18 protein-coding genes are annotated in these 19657 nt (G+C 56.0%); 8 read left to right on the top strand and 10 right to left on the bottom strand.

Annotation, left to right across the window (positions count from 1 at the left end; all coding sequences use genetic code 11):
• Nucleotides 1-12: 12 nt before the first annotated feature.
• The 4 genes from kdpB to kdpE all read left to right on the top strand — a co-directional run bounded on the left by kdpB (nucleotide 13) and on the right by kdpE (nucleotide 6148).
• On the top strand, nucleotides 13-2082 hold the full coding sequence (kdpB, locus tag KGP16_RS07695) for a potassium-transporting ATPase subunit KdpB (protein ID WP_021805289.1): 2070 nt from the start codon (nucleotides 13-15) through the stop codon (nucleotides 2080-2082).
• An 18-nt stretch (nucleotides 2083-2100) separates the two neighbouring features.
• Nucleotides 2101-2670, top strand: a complete 570-nt coding sequence (kdpC, locus tag KGP16_RS07690; RefSeq protein ID WP_037375126.1) for a potassium-transporting ATPase subunit KdpC — start codon at nucleotides 2101-2103, stop codon at nucleotides 2668-2670.
• Between the two features lie 76 nt (nucleotides 2671-2746).
• Nucleotides 2747-5440 carry a two-component system sensor histidine kinase KdpD gene (gene kdpD / locus KGP16_RS07685; RefSeq protein ID WP_209523532.1) on the top strand — a complete coding sequence of 898 codons (2694 nt, stop codon included), beginning with the start codon at nucleotides 2747-2749 and terminating at the stop codon, nucleotides 5438-5440.
• A gap of 18 nt (nucleotides 5441-5458) precedes the next feature.
• Nucleotides 5459-6148 carry a two-component system response regulator KdpE gene (gene kdpE / locus KGP16_RS07680; protein ID WP_021805292.1) on the top strand — a complete coding sequence of 230 codons (690 nt, stop codon included), beginning with the start codon at nucleotides 5459-5461 and terminating at the stop codon, nucleotides 6146-6148.
• On the opposite strand, the gene KGP16_RS07675 is transcribed toward kdpE, so the two are convergent.
• The 4 genes from KGP16_RS07675 to seqA form a co-directional block, all read right to left on the bottom strand.
• The gene (locus KGP16_RS07675) at nucleotides 6145-6453 is read right to left on the bottom strand and encodes a DUF3861 domain-containing protein (protein WP_223501109.1); all 309 of its coding nucleotides are present in this window, start codon (nucleotides 6451-6453) and stop codon (nucleotides 6145-6147) included. The genes kdpE and KGP16_RS07675 overlap by 4 nt on opposite strands.
• Nucleotides 6453-7091, bottom strand: a complete 639-nt coding sequence (locus tag KGP16_RS07670; RefSeq protein WP_059201987.1) for a PadR family transcriptional regulator — start codon at nucleotides 7089-7091, stop codon at nucleotides 6453-6455. The genes KGP16_RS07675 and KGP16_RS07670 overlap by 1 nt, the downstream gene beginning before the upstream one ends.
• Before the next feature lie 190 nt (nucleotides 7092-7281).
• Nucleotides 7282-8925: a phosphoglucomutase (alpha-D-glucose-1,6-bisphosphate-dependent) gene (pgm, locus tag KGP16_RS07665; RefSeq protein WP_223501107.1), complete on the bottom strand. Its 1644-nt coding sequence runs from the start codon at nucleotides 8923-8925 to the stop codon at nucleotides 7282-7284.
• A gap of 77 nt (nucleotides 8926-9002) precedes the next feature.
• The gene (gene seqA / locus KGP16_RS07660; protein WP_021805296.1) at nucleotides 9003-9545 is read right to left on the bottom strand and encodes a replication initiation negative regulator SeqA; all 543 of its coding nucleotides are present in this window, start codon (nucleotides 9543-9545) and stop codon (nucleotides 9003-9005) included.
• 241 nt (nucleotides 9546-9786) lie between these two features.
• Between seqA and ybfF the strand changes: the two genes are divergently transcribed.
• The 4 genes from ybfF to fur all read left to right on the top strand — a co-directional run bounded on the left by ybfF (nucleotide 9787) and on the right by fur (nucleotide 12620).
• A complete protein-coding gene (gene ybfF / locus KGP16_RS07655) occupies nucleotides 9787-10569 on the top strand; it encodes an esterase (RefSeq protein WP_223501106.1) in 783 nt (260 codons plus the stop codon).
• Nucleotides 10570-10816: 247 nt separating this feature from the next.
• The gene (gene ybfE, locus KGP16_RS07650) at nucleotides 10817-11104 is read left to right on the top strand and encodes a LexA regulated protein (RefSeq protein ID WP_021805298.1); all 288 of its coding nucleotides are present in this window, start codon (nucleotides 10817-10819) and stop codon (nucleotides 11102-11104) included.
• A gap of 203 nt (nucleotides 11105-11307) precedes the next feature.
• Complete coding sequence (gene fldA, locus KGP16_RS07645; protein WP_021805299.1) at nucleotides 11308-11847, top strand: flavodoxin FldA; 540 nt, start codon at nucleotides 11308-11310, stop codon at nucleotides 11845-11847.
• A gap of 326 nt (nucleotides 11848-12173) precedes the next feature.
• Entirely contained in the window at nucleotides 12174-12620 is a 447-nt protein-coding gene (fur, locus tag KGP16_RS07640; RefSeq protein ID WP_021805300.1) for a ferric iron uptake transcriptional regulator, read from the top strand.
• Nucleotides 12621-12802: 182 nt separating this feature from the next.
• Here fur and KGP16_RS07635 read toward each other — a convergent pair whose 3' ends face one another.
• From KGP16_RS07635 to KGP16_RS07610, 6 genes are all read right to left on the bottom strand, one after another.
• Nucleotides 12803-15466, bottom strand: a complete 2664-nt coding sequence (locus KGP16_RS07635) for a beta-N-acetylhexosaminidase (protein WP_209530131.1) — start codon at nucleotides 15464-15466, stop codon at nucleotides 12803-12805.
• 18 nt (nucleotides 15467-15484) lie between these two features.
• The gene (gene chiQ, locus KGP16_RS07630; RefSeq protein WP_021805302.1) at nucleotides 15485-15811 is read right to left on the bottom strand and encodes a ChiQ/YbfN family lipoprotein; all 327 of its coding nucleotides are present in this window, start codon (nucleotides 15809-15811) and stop codon (nucleotides 15485-15487) included.
• Nucleotides 15812-15862: 51 nt separating this feature from the next.
• Complete coding sequence (locus KGP16_RS07625) at nucleotides 15863-17251, bottom strand: OprD family outer membrane porin (protein ID WP_115158764.1); 1389 nt, start codon at nucleotides 17249-17251, stop codon at nucleotides 15863-15865.
• Nucleotides 17252-17850: 599 nt separating this feature from the next.
• The gene (locus tag KGP16_RS07620; protein ID WP_094982659.1) at nucleotides 17851-18585 is read right to left on the bottom strand and encodes an SDR family oxidoreductase; all 735 of its coding nucleotides are present in this window, start codon (nucleotides 18583-18585) and stop codon (nucleotides 17851-17853) included.
• Between the two features lie 4 nt (nucleotides 18586-18589).
• Nucleotides 18590-18838: an acyl carrier protein gene (locus KGP16_RS07615; protein ID WP_021805305.1), complete on the bottom strand. Its 249-nt coding sequence runs from the start codon at nucleotides 18836-18838 to the stop codon at nucleotides 18590-18592.
• A gap of 17 nt (nucleotides 18839-18855) precedes the next feature.
• Complete coding sequence (locus KGP16_RS07610; protein ID WP_218519698.1) at nucleotides 18856-19656, bottom strand: MaoC/PaaZ C-terminal domain-containing protein; 801 nt, start codon at nucleotides 19654-19656, stop codon at nucleotides 18856-18858.
• Between the last annotated feature and the right edge of the window lies 1 nt (nucleotide 19657).

Genomic DNA, 19657 nt, shown 5'->3' with positions numbered 1-19657 from the left:
GAGAAGAACAAGATGACTCGCAAACAACGCGCACTGTTTGAACCGGCACTGATGCGTACCGCGCTGATCGATGCGGTGAAAAAGCTGGACCCACGCGTTCAGTGGCGTAACCCGGTGATGTTCGTGGTGTACCTCGGCAGTATCCTGACTTCGGTCATTTGGCTGGTGGTGCTTTCAGGCAACGCCGAAGGTAGCGCGACGTTTACCGGCAGCATCGCCATGTGGCTGTGGTTTACCGTGCTGTTCGCCAACTTTGCCGAAGCGCTGGCGGAAGGACGCAGCAAGGCTCAGGCGGAAAGCCTGAAGGGCACCAAGAAAACCAGTTGGGCAAAGAAACTCGCCACGCCGAAGCGTGATGGCGCTACCGAGAAAGTCTCGGCCGAGAGCCTGCGTAAAGGGGATATCGTGCTGGTGGAAGCCGGTGACACCATCCCTTGCGATGGCGAAGTGCTGGAAGGCGGCGCCTCGGTCGATGAAAGCGCCATCACCGGTGAATCTGCACCGGTGATCCGTGAATCCGGCGGTGACTTCTCCTCCGTGACCGGCGGGACGCGTATTCTGTCCGACTGGCTGGTGGTGCAGTGCAGCGTCAACCCGGGGGAAACCTTCCTCGATCGCATGATCGCGATGGTCGAAGGTGCCAAACGCCGTAAAACCCCAAACGAAGTGGCACTGACTATTTTGCTGGTGGCGTTGACTATCGTGTTCGTACTGGCGACCGCAACCCTGTTCCCTTACTCGCAATACAGCGTGGAAGCCGCAGGCAGCGGCAGCATAGTCTCGATCACCGTGTTGGTGGCCTTGCTGGTCTGCCTGATCCCGACCACCATTGGTGGGCTGCTGTCCGCTATCGGCGTCGCTGGGATGAGCCGTATGCTGGGTGCCAACGTGATCGCCACCAGCGGGCGCGCCGTTGAGGCCGCCGGTGACGTTGACGTATTGCTGTTGGATAAGACCGGTACCATCACCCTAGGTAATCGTCAGGCGTCCGAATTCCTGCCGGCACCGGGGGTAAAAGAGCAAGAGCTGGCCGATGCCGCCCAACTCTCTTCGCTAGCCGATGAAACGCCGGAAGGCCGCAGTATCGTGGTGCTGGCCAAGCAGCGCTTCAACCTGCGCGAACGTGATTTGCAGGCGTTGAACGCCACCTTCGTGCCTTTCTCTGCGCAAACCCGCATGAGCGGCGTCAACGTGCAGGACCGGATGATCCGTAAAGGGGCTGTAGATGCCATTCGCCGCCACGTGGAATCCAACAATGGCCACTTCCCACGTGCGGTAGATGAGTTGGTGGAAAGCGTCGCTCGTACCGGCGGTACGCCGTTGGTGGTCGCCGAAGGGCCACGCGTGCTGGGGGTGGTAGCGCTGAAAGACATCGTCAAAGGCGGGATTAAAGAACGCTTTGCCGAACTGCGCAAGATGGGCATCAAGACGGTGATGATCACCGGGGATAACCGCCTGACCGCCGCCGCCATCGCAGCCGAAGCCGGTGTGGATGACTTCCTGTCGGAAGCCACGCCAGAGGCCAAACTGGCGCTGATCCGTCAGTATCAGGCGGAAGGACGCCTGGTTGCGATGACCGGCGACGGCACCAACGACGCCCCTGCACTGGCGCAGGCCGACGTGGCGGTTGCCATGAACTCGGGGACGCAGGCGGCCAAGGAAGCGGGCAACATGGTCGATCTCGACTCCAACCCGACCAAGCTGATCGAAGTGGTGCATATCGGCAAGCAGATGCTGATGACGCGCGGTTCACTGACCACCTTCAGTATCGCCAACGACGTAGCGAAGTACTTTGCCATTATTCCGGCAGCCTTCGCGGCAACCTATCCGCAGTTGAATGCGCTGAACGTGATGCAACTGCACTCCCCCGCCTCGGCGATTATGTCGGCGGTGATCTTCAACGCTCTGGTGATCGTCTTCCTGATCCCACTGGCGTTGAAAGGGGTGAGCTATAAGGCAATGAGCGCCGCCGCACTGCTGCGCCGTAACCTGTGGCTGTATGGTGTGGGTGGCCTGCTGGTGCCGTTCGTGGGCATCAAGCTGATCGACCTGCTGCTGACCGCGCTGAATATGGCCGGCTAAGATAACGAGGTATTTATGATGTCTTATTTACGTCCTTCTTTGGTTATGCTGATCCTGCTGACGGTGATCACTGGCATCGCTTACCCTTTGCTCACCACCGGTCTGTCGCAACTGCTGTTCAGCGGTACGGCCAATGGATCGCTTCTCTATCAAGGGGATAAAGCAGTCGGCTCGGCATTGATTGGCCAGAACTTCACCCAACCGGGGTATTTCTGGGGTCGCCCTTCTGCCACCAGCGATTCGGCCTATAATACGCTGGCATCCGGCGGCAGTAATCTGGCCGCCACCAACCCGGCGCTGGATAAAGCGATCGGTGAGCGGGCAACGCAGCTGCGCCAGGCTAACCCGGCGATGAGCGGGCCGATCCCGGTCGACCTGCTGACCGCCTCCGGCAGTGGCCTGGATCCACAGATTTCACTGGCGGCCGCCAAGTACCAGTTAGCACGTGTCGCCAACGCTCGTCAGTTGCCGCAGGAACAGATTGCCAAACTGATTGATGAAAACACCGATCGCGCCACGCCTAATTTTATGGGGGAATCGGTGGTCAACGTGCTGAAGCTGAATATGGCGCTGGATGCGTTGAAATAACGGCAAACGTGATAAAACGTCGCTAAAGGGTTCGGCATTGCCGAACCCGCTTTGCATGGGTAAACAAGGAACTTTGATGGTGGATGACGAACTGCAACGCCCCGATCCAGACAGCCTGCTGGCGTTAGCCAATGAAAAGCCACGCGGCAAACTGAAGGTCTTCTTCGGTGCCTGCGCCGGGGTAGGTAAAACCTACGCCATGTTGCAGGAGGCTCAGCGGCAACGGGCGCAGGGGCTAGACGTGCTCATTGGCGTGGTGGAAACCCACGGGCGCCAGGAAACGGCGGCGTTGCTGCAAGGGTTGTCGATCCTGCCAGCAAAACGCATCCAACATCGTGGCCGCCAGGTGCAGGAATTCGACCTCGATGCCGCTTTGGCTCGCCATCCGGCCCTGATCCTGATGGATGAGCTGGCACACAGCAATGCCCAGGGTTCACGCCATCCCAAACGCTGGCAGGATGTGGACGAACTGCTGGATGCCGGTATTGATGTGTTGACCACGGTGAACGTCCAGCATCTGGAAAGCCTGAATGACGTCGTCGGCGGCATCACCGGGGTGCGGGTCAGGGAAACCGTGCCTGACCACGTGTTTGACGAAGCGACCGAAGTGGTGTTGGTAGACCTGCCCCCTGACGATCTACGCCAACGGCTCAACGAAGGCAAGGTCTATATCCCCGGCCAGGCCGAACGCGCCATCGAGCATTTCTTCCGAAAGGGTAACCTGATCGCCCTACGTGAGCTGGCACTACGCCGCACCGCCGACCGTGTTGACGACCAAATGCGGGCCTTCCGCGATAACCAGGGGCGTGAAAAAGTCTGGCACACCCGAGACAGCATCCTTCTGTGCGTCGGCCATAACAGCGGTAGCGAAAAGCTGGTGCGCATTGCTGCAAGGCTCGCGGCACGCCTTGGTTGCCACTGGCATGCCGTGTATGTCGAAACCCCCAAGCTGCACCGCCTGCCGGAAAACCAACGGCGATCCATCCTGCGTGCCTTGCGGCTGGCGCAAGAATTAGGGGCTGAAACCGCCACCCTTTCCGATCCTTCTGAAGAACGCGCGGTACTGCGCTATGCCCGGGAACATAACCTGGGCAAAATCATTATTGGCCGCCGTGGCGAACAGCGCTGGAAGCTGCGCGGCAGCTTTGCCGATCGTCTTGGCCAGCTTGGGCCGGATCTCGACCTGGTGATTGTCGCGCTGGAAAACGATACGCCGCAGCCGCAGGCCAAAGAGCATGATAACCGCGCCTTTAGCGAAAAATGGCGATTCCAGCTGCGGGGCTGTGCCGTTGCCGTGGCTTTGTGCGCGATCATCACGCTGCTGTCGCAATGGTTACTGCCGGGCTTTGATTCGGCCAACCTGGTGATGGTTTATCTGCTGGGCGTGGCGATTGTCGCCCTGTTCTTTGGCCGCTGGCCTTCGGTGCTGGCCGCGGTGATCAACGTCGCCAGCTTCGATTTGTTCTTCGTGCAGCCCGAATGGTCGTTCGCCGTCAGTGATATGCAATACCTGCTGACCTTTGCCGTGATGCTGACCGTCGGTATCACCATTGGTAATCTGACCGCCGGGGTACGTTATCAGGCCCGAGTGGCACGCTATCGTGAACAACGGGCGCGGCACCTGTATGAGATGTCCCGTGGGCTCAGCCAGGCGTTAAGCAGAGAAGATATTGCCAAAACCAGCCGTCATTTTATCTCCAGCAGCTTCCAGGCCAAAACCGTGCTGCTGCTGCCGCAGGAGGATGGATCCCTGCAACAGATGGTGGGTGAAGAAGGTGGCTTGCTGTCGGTCGATGAAGCCATCGCCCGCTGGAGCTATGGCAAAGGCTTACCCGCCGGGGCCGGTACCGACACCCTGCCCGGCGTGCCATACCAACTGCTGCCGCTCAGCACCTCCAAACAGACCTTTGGCCTGCTGGCGATTGAACCGAACAATCTGCGTCAGTTGATGGTGCCGGAGCAACAGCGGCTGTTACAGACCTTTGCGGTGCTGATCGCCAGCGCGCTGGAGCGCCTGCATCTGGCCCGCAGTGCCGAAGAGGCCAAGCTGGATGCCGAACGCGAACAGCTACGTAACTCGCTGCTGGCCGCCCTCTCTCACGATCTGCGTACTCCGCTTACCGTGCTGTTTGGTCAGGCAGAGATCCTGACGCTGGATCTGGCCACCGAAGGCTCCAGCCACGCCCCACAGGCCAGCCAAATCCGCCAGCAGGTGCTCAGTACCACCCGCCTGGTAAACAATCTGCTGGATATGGCACGCATTCAGTCCGGCGGTTTTAACCTGCGCAAAGAGTGGCAATCGCTGGAAGAGATCGTCGGCGCCTCGCTGCATATGCTGGAACCGCTGCTGATATTGCACGAGATCAAGGTGGAGTTGCCGTCAGAGATGGTACTGATCAACTGTGATGGCAGCCTGTTAGAGCGGGTGTTCACCAACCTGGTGGAAAATGCCAATAAATATGCCGGTGCCGATGCTATCATCGGGATCCGCGCCCACGCAGTTAAGGACTGGCTGGAAGTGGAGGTTTGGGATAATGGCCCCGGCATACCGGAGGAACAGACCCAACTGATATTTGACAAGTTCTCCCGTGGTAATAAAGAGTCGGCGATCCCCGGCGTCGGTTTGGGGTTAGCGATTTGTCGTGCCATTATTGAAGTACACGGCGGCCGCATCTGGGCGGAGAACCGCGCCGAAGGCGGAGCCAGCTTCCACTTTATGCTGCCGTTGGAAAAGCCACCCGAACTGGATGGAACAGATTTTGACTTATAACCCAAGAGTAGAGGCCCCGTGACCACATCGCCGACTAACATTCTGATTGTGGAAGACGAGAAAGAGATCCGTCGCTTCGTGCGCACCGCGCTGGAGAGCGAAGGGTTACGGGTGTTTGAAAGTGAAACCTTGCAGCGTGGGCTGATAGAGGCCGGCACGCGCAAGCCGGACCTGATCATTCTTGATTTGGGGTTACCCGATGGCGACGGGCTGGACTACATTCGCGATCTGCGCCAATGGAGCGCGGTGCCGGTGATTGTCCTTTCCGCACGCCATGCCGAAGAGGACAAGATTGCCGCGCTGGATGCGGGTGCCGATGACTATCTCAGCAAGCCGTTCGGCATTGGTGAACTGCTGGCTCGGGTGCGGGTTGCGCTACGCCGCCACGCCAATAGCCAACAGGAAAGCCCACTGTTCAGCTTCTCCGATATCACCGTCGATCTGATCAACCGCAGCGTCTTGCGTAACGGTGAAGATCTGCATCTGACGCCCATCGAGTTCCGTTTACTGTCCGAGTTGCTGGCCAACTCCGGTAAGGTGATCACCCAGCGGCAGCTACTCAGCCACGTCTGGGGACCCAATTACGTCGAACACAGCCACTATCTGCGCATCTATATGGGCCATCTGCGGCAAAAGCTGGAAGCCGATCCGGCGCGGCCCAGGCATCTGCTCACTGAGACCGGCGTCGGCTATCGGTTTATGCCTTAATCCTGCGACGATGTGGGCCCTTTCTTCAGTCCGATCATAAACGCCTTAAACGAGTCACGCAGGGGCTCAAACAGCGGATGCTTGCGGTTTTCTATCATCACTTCTGAGAACAGCTTGAGCCCGACGGCAAAGGCCGCGCTGTTCTGTTCGCCAAAGTTCAGATCCTCTCGCCCTTGAATGCGCTCAACAATGGCCAGAATATCGTCGTGATTTTCTACCTCAAACACCAACTCCGGCTTGTCGACGGGTTCACCTTTAGGGTCTGTCAGGGCTTCTACGGTAATGCGGAAACGGTGGCCTGGCATCAGTTATCCTCCTGTGGCTGTTTTGGCGATACCATTTCGGCTTCGATAGCCTCCACGGCGGTCAGCAGTGCCTGATTGATACGCCCGACCTGCTCCTGAGACAAATCCGCACGCATCATGTTGCCGCGCAACAGATAGCGCAGGCGATTCATCACTTCGGAGATCCCGTCGGCCAGATTACCCTCATGGCGATGGTCTCGCCCCGCGCCAGCCAGACGAGCAAAAATCACTTCGATGGCCGCCTGATGCTTTTGCAGCTCCTGCTTGCCAAGTTCGGTAATTTGGTAGCTCTTACGGCCATTGCCAGCCACCGCGGGTTCCAGGAAGTCTTGCTCTTCCAACAGCGTGAGGGTTGGGTAAATCACGCCTGGGCTTGGCACATACAGGCCGGAAGAAGCCTCTTCGATCGCCTTGATCAGTTCGTAGCCGTGGCTAGGTTTACGCTCTACCAGCGCCAGCAGCACCAAACGCAGATCGCCGTGCTCAAACAGGCGATGACGCCCGCGCCCGCCCCGGCCATGTTCTTCACCACCACGGCCGTGTTCCCCGCGGCCAGCAAAATGATGACGGCCGCCACGGCGGTGGTGGCAATGCCCCTCTTCCCGCTGGTCGTGGTGACGTGTAAATCGATTAAACATCATGGTTGTTACCTCTTGATTGATGATATGAGCATCGATGCATTTAGATATATCTAAAACACGTCGATGGCTCTAATCTAGATCGATATATCTAAATGCGCAAGAGGTAACCTGCAATTTAGATATATCTAAATTGCAGGCATAAAAAAAGCGCTGTAAAAACAGCGCCTTTTCATTATCGAAAGAGAGATTACTTGGCTGAAGCTAACACTTCGCTGACGATCTCGACCGCTTCATGCTCAATCTTTTCACGGTGCTCGGCACCCAGGAAGCTTTCGCAGTAGATCTTGTAAGCCTCTTCGGTACCCGAAGGACGAGCGGCAAACCAGCCGTTGTCGGTCATCACTTTCAGGCCGCCGATAGATGCGCCGTTACCCGGAGCTGCAGTCAGACGCGCGGTGATAGGATCGCCCGCCAGAGTGCTGGCCTTGACCATTTCCGGAGACAGCTTGGACAACGCCGCTTTCTGTGCGGAGGTTGCCGGAGCCTGGATGCGGTTGTAGCTTGGCGCACCGAAGCGTTTGGCCAGATCGTTATAGTGATGCTGCGGGTTTTCACCAGTAACGGCGGTGATCTCGGCCGCCAGCAGGCACATGATGATGCCGTCTTTATCGGTAGACCAAGGCGTGCCGTCGAAGCGCAGGAACGAAGCACCGGCGCTCTCTTCGCCGCCGAAGCCGAAGCTACCGTCGAACAGGCCATCAACAAACCATTTGAAACCGACCGGCACTTCCACCAGCTTGCGGCCCAGATCGGCCACAACGCGGTCAATCATCGCGCTGGAAACCAGCGTTTTACCCACGGCAACGTTGGCACCCCATTGCGGGCGATGCTGGAACAGGTAATTGATGGCAACGGCCAGGTAGTGGTTCGGGTTCATCAGGCCCGCAGGCGTGACGATACCGTGGCGGTCATAGTCAGGATCGTTGGCAAACGCCAGATCGAACTTGTCGCGCAGGGCCAGCAGGCCAGCCATTGCCGATTCGGACGAACAGTCCATGCGGATAATGCCGTCATGGTCCAGGTGCATAAAGCGGAAGGTCTGATCGATGGAGTCATTCACCAACGTCAGATCCAGCTTATAGTGCTCGGCAATGCGCTGCCAGTAGGCAATACCGGAACCGCCAAGCGGGTCGACGCCCAGCTTCAGGCCCGCACGCTGAATGGCTGGCATATCGACAATGTCCACCAGCCCTGCCACGTAAGGCTGCACCAGATCCTGCGCATGCAGATGGCCGCCAGTCCAGGCTTTATCCAGCGATTGACGCTGCACGCCCTGCAGCTTGAGGCTCAGCAGTTCGTTGGCACGCTTTTCAATCACGGAAGTCAGGTTGGTATCGGCTGGGCCACCGTTTGGCGGGTTATATTTGATGCCGCCGTCTTCAGGTGGGTTATGCGAAGGCGTAATCACGATGCCGTCTGCCTGCGCGCCCCCTTTACGGTTGAAGCACAAGATGGCGTGTGACACGGCAGGGGTTGGCGTAAAGCCGTTGTTTTCCTGCACCACCACGTCAACGCCGTTGGCGGTCAGCACTTCCAGCACGGAAATAAAGGCGGGTTCGGACAGCGCATGGGTGTCTTTACCCACGTAGCAAGGGCCAGTGGTGCCCTGTTGACGACGCACTTCGGCAATGGCCTGAGCGATCGCCAGGATATGTGCTTCGTTAAAGCTCTGACGAAGCGCGCTGCCGCGATGCCCTGAGGTGCCGAATTTCACCGAGTGTGCAGCATTACCGGCCTCTGGTTGCAGCACATAATACTGCGACGTCAGCTGGGCTACGTTGATCAAATCACTTTGCTGAGCGGGTTGCCCGGCACGTGGGTCATTAGCCATCGACTACTCCCTAAAATGCCAGTACTGTGGCCGGGCAATGAGTCGCTTACGGCCACCGTGACGGGCTGTTCGCTAAATTAGACGGTGCCGCAAACTTTCTCGATCAGTTCCGCAGGGAACTGCATGGCCTGCATGATGTGTTCGATCATGCTGCGTTTGCGGCCGGTGTTGGTATTGGTGATCACCCAGTAAGGCGTACCTGGCACATGCTTGGGCTTGGTATGCGTTCCGTTGGCCAGCAGCGTTTGCTGATCGCCAGCAAAATAGGTACGGGTACGGCCATGCAACGAATCCGTTGCCGCGGCAAAGCCCGCCGCATCGAGGGTGTACAAGGTGGAAAGTACCAGCATAAAACGATTTACAGCTTTGCTCTGTTCGGCATATTCGTCCGACAGCAGCAGCTCGCGCACCGCACGCACGCGATCGCGCGGACGCTGTGCTGCAACAGCAGCCGCTGACGGCTCTGCCTGGCCACTGGCAACCACAGGGGCCGTGCGCACAGGCTGGCCTGCGGTAAACTTCAACATACGCCGTAAAATATCAGACGCACTTTCACCGATATGTTGCGTGTGGCTGGCAATATAGCGGTAAAGTTCTTCGTCGACTTCAATAGTTTTCATCTTTATCCAGTACGTTTTTTCTACTTATGAACCTGAAGCCAATTGGTGCATTCAAGCCATGGGATTATAAGGTTAAAAGCGCGGGTGCGAACACTACAATGTTCTCCCAAACGGCAAAAGCAGACTTTAGCCAACCGCCTTGGCCGCCAACCCCTCACCATACCATGAAATATCGGCAAAATTCTGCGAACCAACCAATAATCTCTCTGGTCATGTTAACCTAACTCATTATCTCAAGATCATGAACTTCACCATGAAATTACATTATCAATTACTGGCCGCAGAGGCTGCCACGCCAGCGAACCTACCGATCGTGCTGATCCACGGCCTGTTTGGCAATCTGGATAACCTGGGCGTACTGGCGCGCGACCTGAACCAACAGCATACGGTGATCAAGGTCGATCTGCGCAATCACGGGCTGTCACCACGCGCAGCAGAGATGACCTACCCGGCGATGGCGCAGGATCTGTTGACGCTGTTAGACGACTTGCAAATCGAGCGAGCCATCGTGATCGGCCACTCAATGGGCGGCAAAGCAGCGATGGCATTGACCGCGCTAGCCCCGGAGCGGATTGAACGGCTGGTGGCGATCGATATCGCCCCGGTGGATTACGACACTCGCCGCCATGACCAGATCTTTACCGCACTGCAAGCCGTCACCGATGCGGGTATCACCCAGCGTCAGCAGGCTGCGCAGCTCATGCGAGCCACGCTGGATGAAGAAGGCGTGATCCAGTTTCTGCTGAAATCTTTCCATGCTGGCAGTTGGCGGTTCAACCTGCCGGTGCTGATCGAGCAATATGAGAACATTATCGGCTGGCAAGAGGTTCCACCCTGGCCGCACCCGACGCTGTTTATCCGTGGTGGCCTCTCGCCTTACGTGCAGGATAGCTACCGCGATGACATCGCCCGCCAGTTCCCGCAGGCACGCGCCTATGTGGTTGCAGGTTCCGGCCACTGGGTCCATGCGGAGAAGCCGGATGCTGTATTAAGGGCAATCCACCGCTTTATTGACCAGCCCTGAGCTCAAGTGGCGAAAAAACGCGCTGGAGAGAATAGCTTAGCGCGTTTGTAGCTAAGTTAGGCATTGTCGTCGCTCCATCTGCTGGGGTAATATGGCGCGCTATAATTTTGCCACCCTGTCCAGGTGTGAAGCTGCGCTTGGCTGGGGGTGAATTTGGGTTAGGGTTTATTGGCCCGAATTGTGTAAATCGAACCGTCTGGAAGCGTAAACCGCTTTTTGATGCAAACTCCCTTGCAGTAGCGCAACAATGGCAAAAGAACAAACGGATCGCACGACGCTGGATCTGTTCGCAGATGAACGCCGTCCAGGGCGCCCGAAAACCAACCCGCTTTCCCGTGATGAACAGCTTAGAATTAATAAGCGTAATCAGCTACGACGGGACAAAGTGCGTGGATTACGGCGTGTGGAGCTGAAAATCAACGCAGACGCGGTAGATGCTCTCAACAAACTGGCCGACCAGCGCAATATCAGCCGCAGCGAATTGATCGAACAAATGCTGTTGGCCCAACTGGCAGAAGAACAGCCAGAACACTGATCTCTGCCGCCGCACGCGCGGCACGGCGTTAAGGATGACGCCAGATCGGTTCCACCTCCGCAGAGGCATCGCATAAACGCGATAAAACCTCAGGGCAAATTTCTGGCATGATACGCATTTACGGCTGAGCAAGCCTGCCCTTGGCAGCGCCTCAGGCCGCGTTTACGCAACACATTCATTTGAATTAAAAGGTTATCTTTACTATGGCTCATGTAGGCATTTTCTTTGGCAGCGACACTGGCAATACCGAAAACATTGCCAAGATGATCCAAAAGACGCTTCAGCAAAAATTCGGCAACGACGTGGCAGAAATCCACGACATCGCCAAAAGCAGCAAAGAAGATCTGGCAGCGTTTGATATCCTGCTGCTCGGTATCCCAACCTGGTACTATGGCGAAGCCCAGTGCGACTGGGATGATTTCTTCCCGACGCTGGAAGACATCGACTTTAACGGCAAGCTGGTGGCGCTGTTTGGCTGTGGCGATCAGGAAGACTACGCGGAATATTTCTGCGATGCGATGGGCACCATCCGCGACATCATTGAACCGCGCGGTGCGGCCATCGTCGGCCACTGGCCAACCAAAGGCTACCATTTTGAAGCCTCCAAGGGTCTGGCTGATGATGATCACTTTGTCGGGCTGGCCATTGACGAAGATCGTCAACCTGAGCTGACCAACGAACGTGTAGACGCCTGGGTCAAGCAAATCAGTGAAGAGCTGAGCCTGGCCGAGATCGTCGGCTAAGCCTCTGCCTCGGCGGATACGTAGCACATAGTAAGGGCGCCGTAGAAGCGCGCCCTTCTGTTATCGGCATCACGGATTAGAGCAATAGAAGCTACAAGTTTGTAACTTCCTACCTCGCCACGGTAGACTGAGATATCGGTTTATCCCATCCATCAAAGCTTTGCATGATTACCCTGTAAACGTGCAAAGATAGGTTTGTTAACAACCGGCGGTTTCTATTTGCAGCAACCGGTTCTATAATGAGACGCAATTAACGCTTTGTGCCAACCGATGCCATAGGCGAGAACGCCTCAACTTGATTAGCATAGTAACAGGACTGAATCCGCATGACTGATAACAACTCCGCATTGAAGAAGGCTGGCTTAAAAGTCACTCTTCCGCGACTCAAAATCCTGGAAGTCTTGCAGGATCCGGCATGCCATCACGTCAGTGCGGAAGATCTGTACAAAAAACTGATAGATATGGGTGAAGAAATTGGCCTGGCCACGGTATACCGTGTGCTGAACCAGTTTGACGACGCAGGTATTGTGACCCGCCACAATTTTGAAGGTGGCAAGTCGGTTTTCGAACTGACTCAGCAGCACCACCACGATCACCTGATTTGCCTGGACTGCGGCAAAGTGATCGAGTTCAGCGACGAATCCATCGAAGTGCGTCAGCGCGATATCGCCAAGCAACACGGTATCAAGCTCACCAACCACAGCCTGTACCTGTACGGCCACTGTGAAACCGGTGATTGCCGCGAGAACGAAACGCTGCACAACAAGAACTGATCCTGGCCCGCCAGAACGCGAAAACCGCCTACACGGCGGTTTTTTTATGCCTAAATGACAGATAAAAAAATCCCCGGACAGGCCCGGGGAAAAATATCCACTCAATTATCACAATTGCAGTTTTCTCTCACCTCGCACTATCTCAGCCCACCTACCGACACGTAGGCGGGCGGAGTTCTCACTTACGCTTTTACTGGCTCGGCACGGCTGAAGCGTTTGCCATCCGGGCTAATCGCGCGGATTTGCACATCACCCGCTACCGCAGGGCGCGCTTTATCGTCATAACGCTGCCACTGTTTGCCGCCGTCGGTGGAATATTCAATTCCCAGGCCCGGCAGAGCGATATTCGCCTCCAACTTGCCACCGATGATGCGTGCACCAGGGACCGGCAGGCGATAACTCACCCCCGCTTTATCCATCTTGGCCAGCTCACGTTGGCCAATCAGGTTGGCAAAGCGCAGCCAGTCCTTATCAAGGGTTTTGGTATCGACCTGATGGGTTTCGCCACCTTTGTACTCACGACCAGCTTTGTAATCCTGTTCCCAGCTTGCACGGTGCCATGCACGTTCTGCAAGCGACACGGCACGTGGGTAAATCATGTATTCCATCTGCTGGTCGGTACGTACCACTTCGCTCCACAGCTGGGCGGAAAGACCGTATGCGCCCGGCCATGGTTTATCGCTCTTGGCGGTGAAGTGGTTACCGTCACGGTCCACCGAAGTTTCGGCGTTCTGCGGCAGGTTATTCGGTGCAAAGCTGAAGATCTTCTGCTCGTCGCTGAAACGGGTGCCCCAATAGTAACCATGCTCGTCCGGGCTGACTTCATACGGGAAGTCCATGTAGACGTAGTCCGGGTTAGAGATCACCACGTCATAACCCTTGTTCGCCCAGTCGTTAGCCGAGTCGAAACCACCCCAGTACAGGGTATCCCAGAAGTTCACCGCCACATGGTTGGTCGCGAAGGCCTTCGAGTCTTTGGCATCTTTCAGGCCGTCCTGCCACGCCTGCATTCTGTCAATGCCGTGTGCTTTCACCAACTGGCTGACTTCCAGACCGAAGTAGCTTGGCAAGTGTTCCATATCTTCCACTTTGCCGTCTTTGATGATGGCCTGGCAAACCTGTGACTTGGCCCACGGCTTGTCTTCTTTGCTCAGGTCGAGGATACCCTTGCCCGCTTCCGGGTTTTTCACGTCGGTATAGCCAGCGCCCAGACGGATGTTCTTCGCTTCGTCCCCACCAAAGTGCCAGGTTTTCAGCGGTTGGCCGGCCTCTTTGTGCATCTGGGCCACTTCGCCAATCACTTTGTCCACGAAGTTTTTGGACGAATCCAGGCATGGGTTCAGGTAGCTCTGGCGGTTGAAGTACTGCACCGAGGTGGTATTGGAGGTATCGGTCGGATCCACCAGGCGGAACTCGTTGGCTTCTTTCTCTTTCCCTTCGGCAAGCAGTTTCTTGTAGCGAGCTTCCATGGAAATTATCGCCGCACGGGCGTGCGCCGGCATGTCGATCTCAGGGATCACTTCAATCTGGCGTGCCTGAGCATATTTAACGATGTCGATATAATCCTGACGGGAGAAGAAGCCGCCATGCGGTGCCGGGCCAGAGCCGTATTGTGGCATCAGGCAGGTGGTTTCGCTCAGGTCATGACAACGCTGGCCTCCCACTTCGGTCAACTCAGGCAGGCCAGGGATCTCAATGCGCCAACCTTCGTCATCCGTCAGGTGGAAGTGGAATTTGTTCAGCTTGTAGGCTGCCATTTGATCCAGCAGGCGTAATACGGCGTCTTTTTGGTGGAAGTTACGCGCCACGTCCAGGAAGATGCCGCGGTATTGGAAGCGCGGTGCATCTTTGGCATCCAGCGTCGCGATCTTCTTGCTGCCATCCGAAGGGATTAACGACAGGATGGATTGCAGACCATAGAACACCCCAGTCTGATCGAAACCGACGATCTCGGCACCTTTCTCGCCGATCTTCAGCTGGTAGGCACCAGGCACGGCCTGATCGCCTTTGAATGCCGCTGGCTTGATATCCGTCTTGATTGGATAACCGTTCGCCTGGCTCTCAATGCCCAGCAGTGCAAAACGCTCGGCTGCGGCATCTGCCGCTGGCTTGGTCAAGGCGCTCAGTTCCAGCGCCACGCCTTTGCTCAGGTCAATATCCTTAGCATGGACTTTAACTTCCATCGGGGTTGGGATGATTTGCCCACGCAGCGATGCCATCGGCAACACTTTCAGATCCTGGTTCTTGGTGAAGCGGCTTTCCGGCACCATCAGAATGTTGTTGTCATCCTTGGTACGCTTCCACTGGTCGCCGGTGAACGGGGCAACAAACTGGTGAACATCTTCCGTATCGGTATTCGACAGGATCTTCGGCTGAGCATCGCCGGAAGTGGCATACCAGCGCGGCAGGAAGTCGGTGCGGAACAGCTGCCAGTATTCAGCGATAATCGGGATTTCCACCGCCTGATTGGCCGGGAAGCTGGTGAATTTGTCCGTCGGTTCCAGCTTATACAGATCGCCGGTAATGTGGGTGATTTTGAACTGGTCGTTATCGACCTTCAGCGTCTGGCGCGGGCTGTGGAAATAGATCGCCCAATCTTTATCTTTGATTTCCTGATTGCCGTTGGTCAAGGTGATCAGCACCTTGTGGCAGGACGCCCAGTCTGCACCCAGCTTGGCACAGTCTACGCCGTTCTCGGCGGCACGGTTGTCCAACATCTTCAGATTGACCTGCAACTGGCTGAGTTGATCAACCACCTGCTGGTTGGCCATGGCAGAACCCACGCTGCCCAATAACCCAACGGTAGCCGTCAGGGCGGCGAGAGCACTCATCTTAAACTTGTTCATCTGCAACCTCTTGCGTAATCAGTTGTTGTTAGCGCGAATTTCTTTCCACAGCTTGCCGCATTTGGCGTCATACGCCTGGCCATTGCCGGTATGGGCGGCCTGGATGCAGCTTTGGTAATCCAGCACCCGCACGGTTTCCTGCTCAGCGAACTGTTGGTGCTGTTTCTCTTGCTTCAACACGTTCAGCACCGCCTGGCAGGCCTGCAATTTCTCTGGTGAACCTTCCGCGGTATTGATACAGGCGCTGTAAGCCTGGCGCAGCTTGACGTCTTCCGGTGGCGCGGCCGACTGCGAGCAGGCGCTAAGCCCGGCAACCGCGACCATAATCAGCATCAGTTTTTTCATGGTTAAAGTCCTGTGGCATTTCCCCGGCAGCCTGGCCACCGGGGAGGCGCATTAGAAGATGGTGAACGGTGCGATAACGATGAATTTGACGTCTTTCTCGTCCTGGAAGATGTTGCCGTAACCTCCGCCCCAGCTTGGGATATCGGAATGGTTGTCATACTGCGTGAAGTGCAGTTTGAACAGGGTGCCTTTGGCGCGCCCGTCCTGCATGGTGTACATCGCATCCAGGCTGTAAGCGCTCTCTCTCAGACGCTGGCTCTGATCGTATATCGGGTTGGTGCTTGGCTTGGCGTCCCAGGCGTAAACGTAGGAAGCGCCGACGGCCATGCCAGGCAGGTTCCAGTTGCTGAGGTCATACATCACGCCACCGAACACGGCTTTTTCGCCGTTGGCGTTAAAGTCGGAGCGGTTATCCCACCAGATATCGAGGCGGCCGTTTGAGGAGGCGTAGGTCGGGGTCATACGCTGCAGGAAGAAGCCTTGGTTACCTTCCGCCTTGACCATGGTGCCTTCCAGACGCCAGTTGAACTGGCCGGTGGTATAACCGAAGGTCAGCGCCTGCAACCATGCCAGACCATCATAGATGCTGTTCGGATCGCGATTATCACCGATGCGGTCTTCTGCGCCGTAGAACTGGTAGCTGGTGGTCATTGGGTTGCCAGCCAGGTCAAACTTGTAAGACGCCTTGGTGAAATACTGATTCACGTAGCCTTGCGCCTGGCCAAACGCGGCTTCCAGCACCAGGTCGTTTTTGAAATCGTATTTGGCACCCAGCGAGTGCAGGTAGGACACGTTGGTCTTGCGATCGTTCTGACGGAAATCGTCCATCTCGATGTGCCAAGGCGCCTTGTACTTGTTGGTCCACATGTAGGAGAAACTCAACGCACCTGAATCGCCATAGTCAAAATTGGCACCGGCTTCAGCCCCCTGGTAGGTACCCGGCATAAAGCTCCAGTGCGGGGCCAGCAACGTTTGCCCGGTTGGCTGGATATAACCGGCACGCGCCCAGACCGGGCCATACTTGAACTTACCGGCCGCTTTATACAGGCTGATACCGCTTTTATCGCCGGAGTAATCTTCGTCATAGGTACGGTTACGGCTGGAGAACGCGATTTCGTTCGGGTGGCCACTCTCGCTGGATTCGGCCATTTCGATGGCGGTGAACGCCGCCACATCGATACCAAACATGTCCGCCGCATAGCCGGAGGTGAAATCCAGGTTGGCGTTCCAGGTAGAGTGAGAGAGGTTGGTTTTAAAATCACCGGTTTCAACGTCTTTACGATCGCGTTGACGTTGCCAGTAATAGACCCCACCGGTCAGCGTAGAATCGTCGATAAACCCTTCCGCTTGCGCTTCTGGGGCCAGAACGAATCCGCTTCCTAATAGTGCACCCGCGACTGCGAGCGCCAGCGTTTTACGCTGAGCACCGTGCGTACCCATAAGAAAATTCCTCTTTGACTTTGACTTTAAAGTGCGCCCGCCTGCGTTCACCACTGCCCTGCACGGTCGCTAATATAAAAACCCTAATCGGGTAAAATTGTGCCGGGTGATAAAATTCACCTCGGCCTTGATACTGTAGCTAGACTATTTTTCGCGACGCGAATTATCAAATGAAAAGTGAGAGAGATTTGTCAAAGTATGACAAGGTGCACACATTGATGATAATTCGTTACAATAATGAGCAAGGTCACTATTTATAAATAATTCCCAATAAAATCAGATAATAAAATCTTAAAAAAGCTAATTCCCTGTGGATTGAAAGGTTTCAGCAAGCGAAAAACGCCGATTGGCGCTAAAAATGAGAGCGCTCTATAAATGATATTAATTCGCATCGCGAATATATAAGTCGAGATGATGAAAAATGACACGCAGTGATAACCAAGTTAATTCTTAGAAAAAAACAAGCGTGATCACCGCTAACAACACAGCGCAAGGGAGGGTTGGTTTTAGGGATAAAAAAAGCCGAAACGGGCGCAGCCTGTGTGCACGGGACTAGGTGCGGAAATTTGTAGGGGACGAACATGTTCGTCCCAAGTGGGTCAGGCAGTTAACCCTCCGTCGAGGATCAGGCTCTGTCCTGTCATATAACGACTGTCATCGCCGATCAGAAATACCGCCGCCCTGGCGACCTCGCTGGCCTTGCCCAAACGCCGCAGCGGGATTTGTTTGCGCAGCGCCTTCAGCGCCTCCGGTGGGATCGCGTCTGTCATCTCGCTGTGAATGATCCCCGGCAGCAGGCAATTCACCCGGATGTTAAAGCGCGCCACCTCCAACGCCAGCGACTTGGCTAGGCCTATCATCGCCGATTTACTGGCAGCGTATGCCGTCTGCCCGACATTGCCCTTGATCCCCGTTACCGAAGACATCAGTACGATAGCTCCTTCCCCCTGCCCCATCATGGCTGGCAGCAGGTGCCGGTTCCAGTAGAATACGGCATTGAGGTTAGTGTCGATCACTTGCCGCCAGCGCTCGCTAGTTTGTTGGATATGCAAACTGTCTTGGGTGATCCCTGCATTATGGATCACCGCCACAGGCGCTCCGAGGCGGATCAACAGTTCTGGTGCTACAAGGTTCACCGCCTGCTCATCACTGCCATCGCAAACAACGCTTTCCACCCAGCCAGGCAAGCCGGCACAGGCCTCAATCACCTCGGCTGAGGGCGATCGATCGCTACGGCAGGTCAGCACCACGTTCCACCGTTTGGCCAACTCTTCCACCAGCGCGCGGCCAATCCCCCGGCTACCGCCGGTCACTAAAACCCATTGTCTGGTCATAGGCTTATTTATGCTGTTCGGCCAGAGATTGGCACAGTTCACCCAGTGTCATATTGGGTTTATCGATAAACATTTCGGCACTCAACGTGGCGCCAAATTCACGCTTGGCCAGCACCATCAGTTCGACGTAATCCAGGCTATCGAGTTTTAGCTGATGCAAGGGCATCTCTGGCGAGAGGTCGTCCATCTCGAGATCTTTGGCGTCACAGATCATTTCGCTGACGGTGAGGTAAATTTGTTGGTACTTTTCCATAGTATATCCTTATGTTTTTAACTGGCCAACGGCCAGGTTTTCAAGGTGACTGCCGTTGTTATCAGCGGTTGCGACAGCGTGTTAGCCTGGATCTCCGCCCGTAACACCCAGCCGCTGTGTTTATCCCCCATGATCAACATTGGCGAAATCTGGTAGTACAGCCGCTCGGCAAGGTGAAAATGGGGATCGGGAGTAAAAAGCCGGGCGCTAAAGTGGGTTTCATGGTGTGTCTGCACCACCGGGATCTGCGCGAACACGTCGAGCAGCGTCTCGGCAGCCAGTTCGGGAAACGCTGCGCTCAGCGTCGCCAGCGTTGCCGGGGATTGCACCAACAGCTGAAATAACAGCGCATCAAAGAACCCCCAAGTCTGAGTGATATCCGAGACCTCTCCGGGAAATCGGCGGGCTAATGCCATCACTTCAGCCATCGTCAGCGAGTGTTCCTTCACGCCAACACTCAATGGCAAGAGTGGTCCCGAAGTCAGCGTGCTGCTAAAACAGCGTTCCTGCGTGGTACTGTCCAGCAACGTACCGGTCACCGAGCTTCCCTTGCTGGCTATCTGCAACTGATAGGACGTCTGGCACAACACTGGTTGGCGCAAACGTGCGCGGAAGGTATAGCCATCCTGATCCGGTGCTGCAGCCAGCAGAGCTGTGCTCAGGTGGCGTTTCATATCCAGCATCGCACGCATCCCATGTACGCTCAGCTGCGCCACACCGATCTTGCGCGCCTGTTGCAGGTCAAAATGGATCGGATTGTAATCGCCAGAAAATACCGCCCAGGCTTCAGCATCTTGCACGGTATAAGTAAGATCCATA

The organism is Serratia sp. JSRIV006 (assembly GCF_019968685.1).
Lineage (GTDB): Bacteria > Pseudomonadota > Gammaproteobacteria > Enterobacterales > Enterobacteriaceae > Chania > Chania fonticola_B.
The sequence above is the reverse complement of the archived record's forward strand: the minus strand, read 5'-3'. Positions and strand labels throughout refer to the sequence as shown.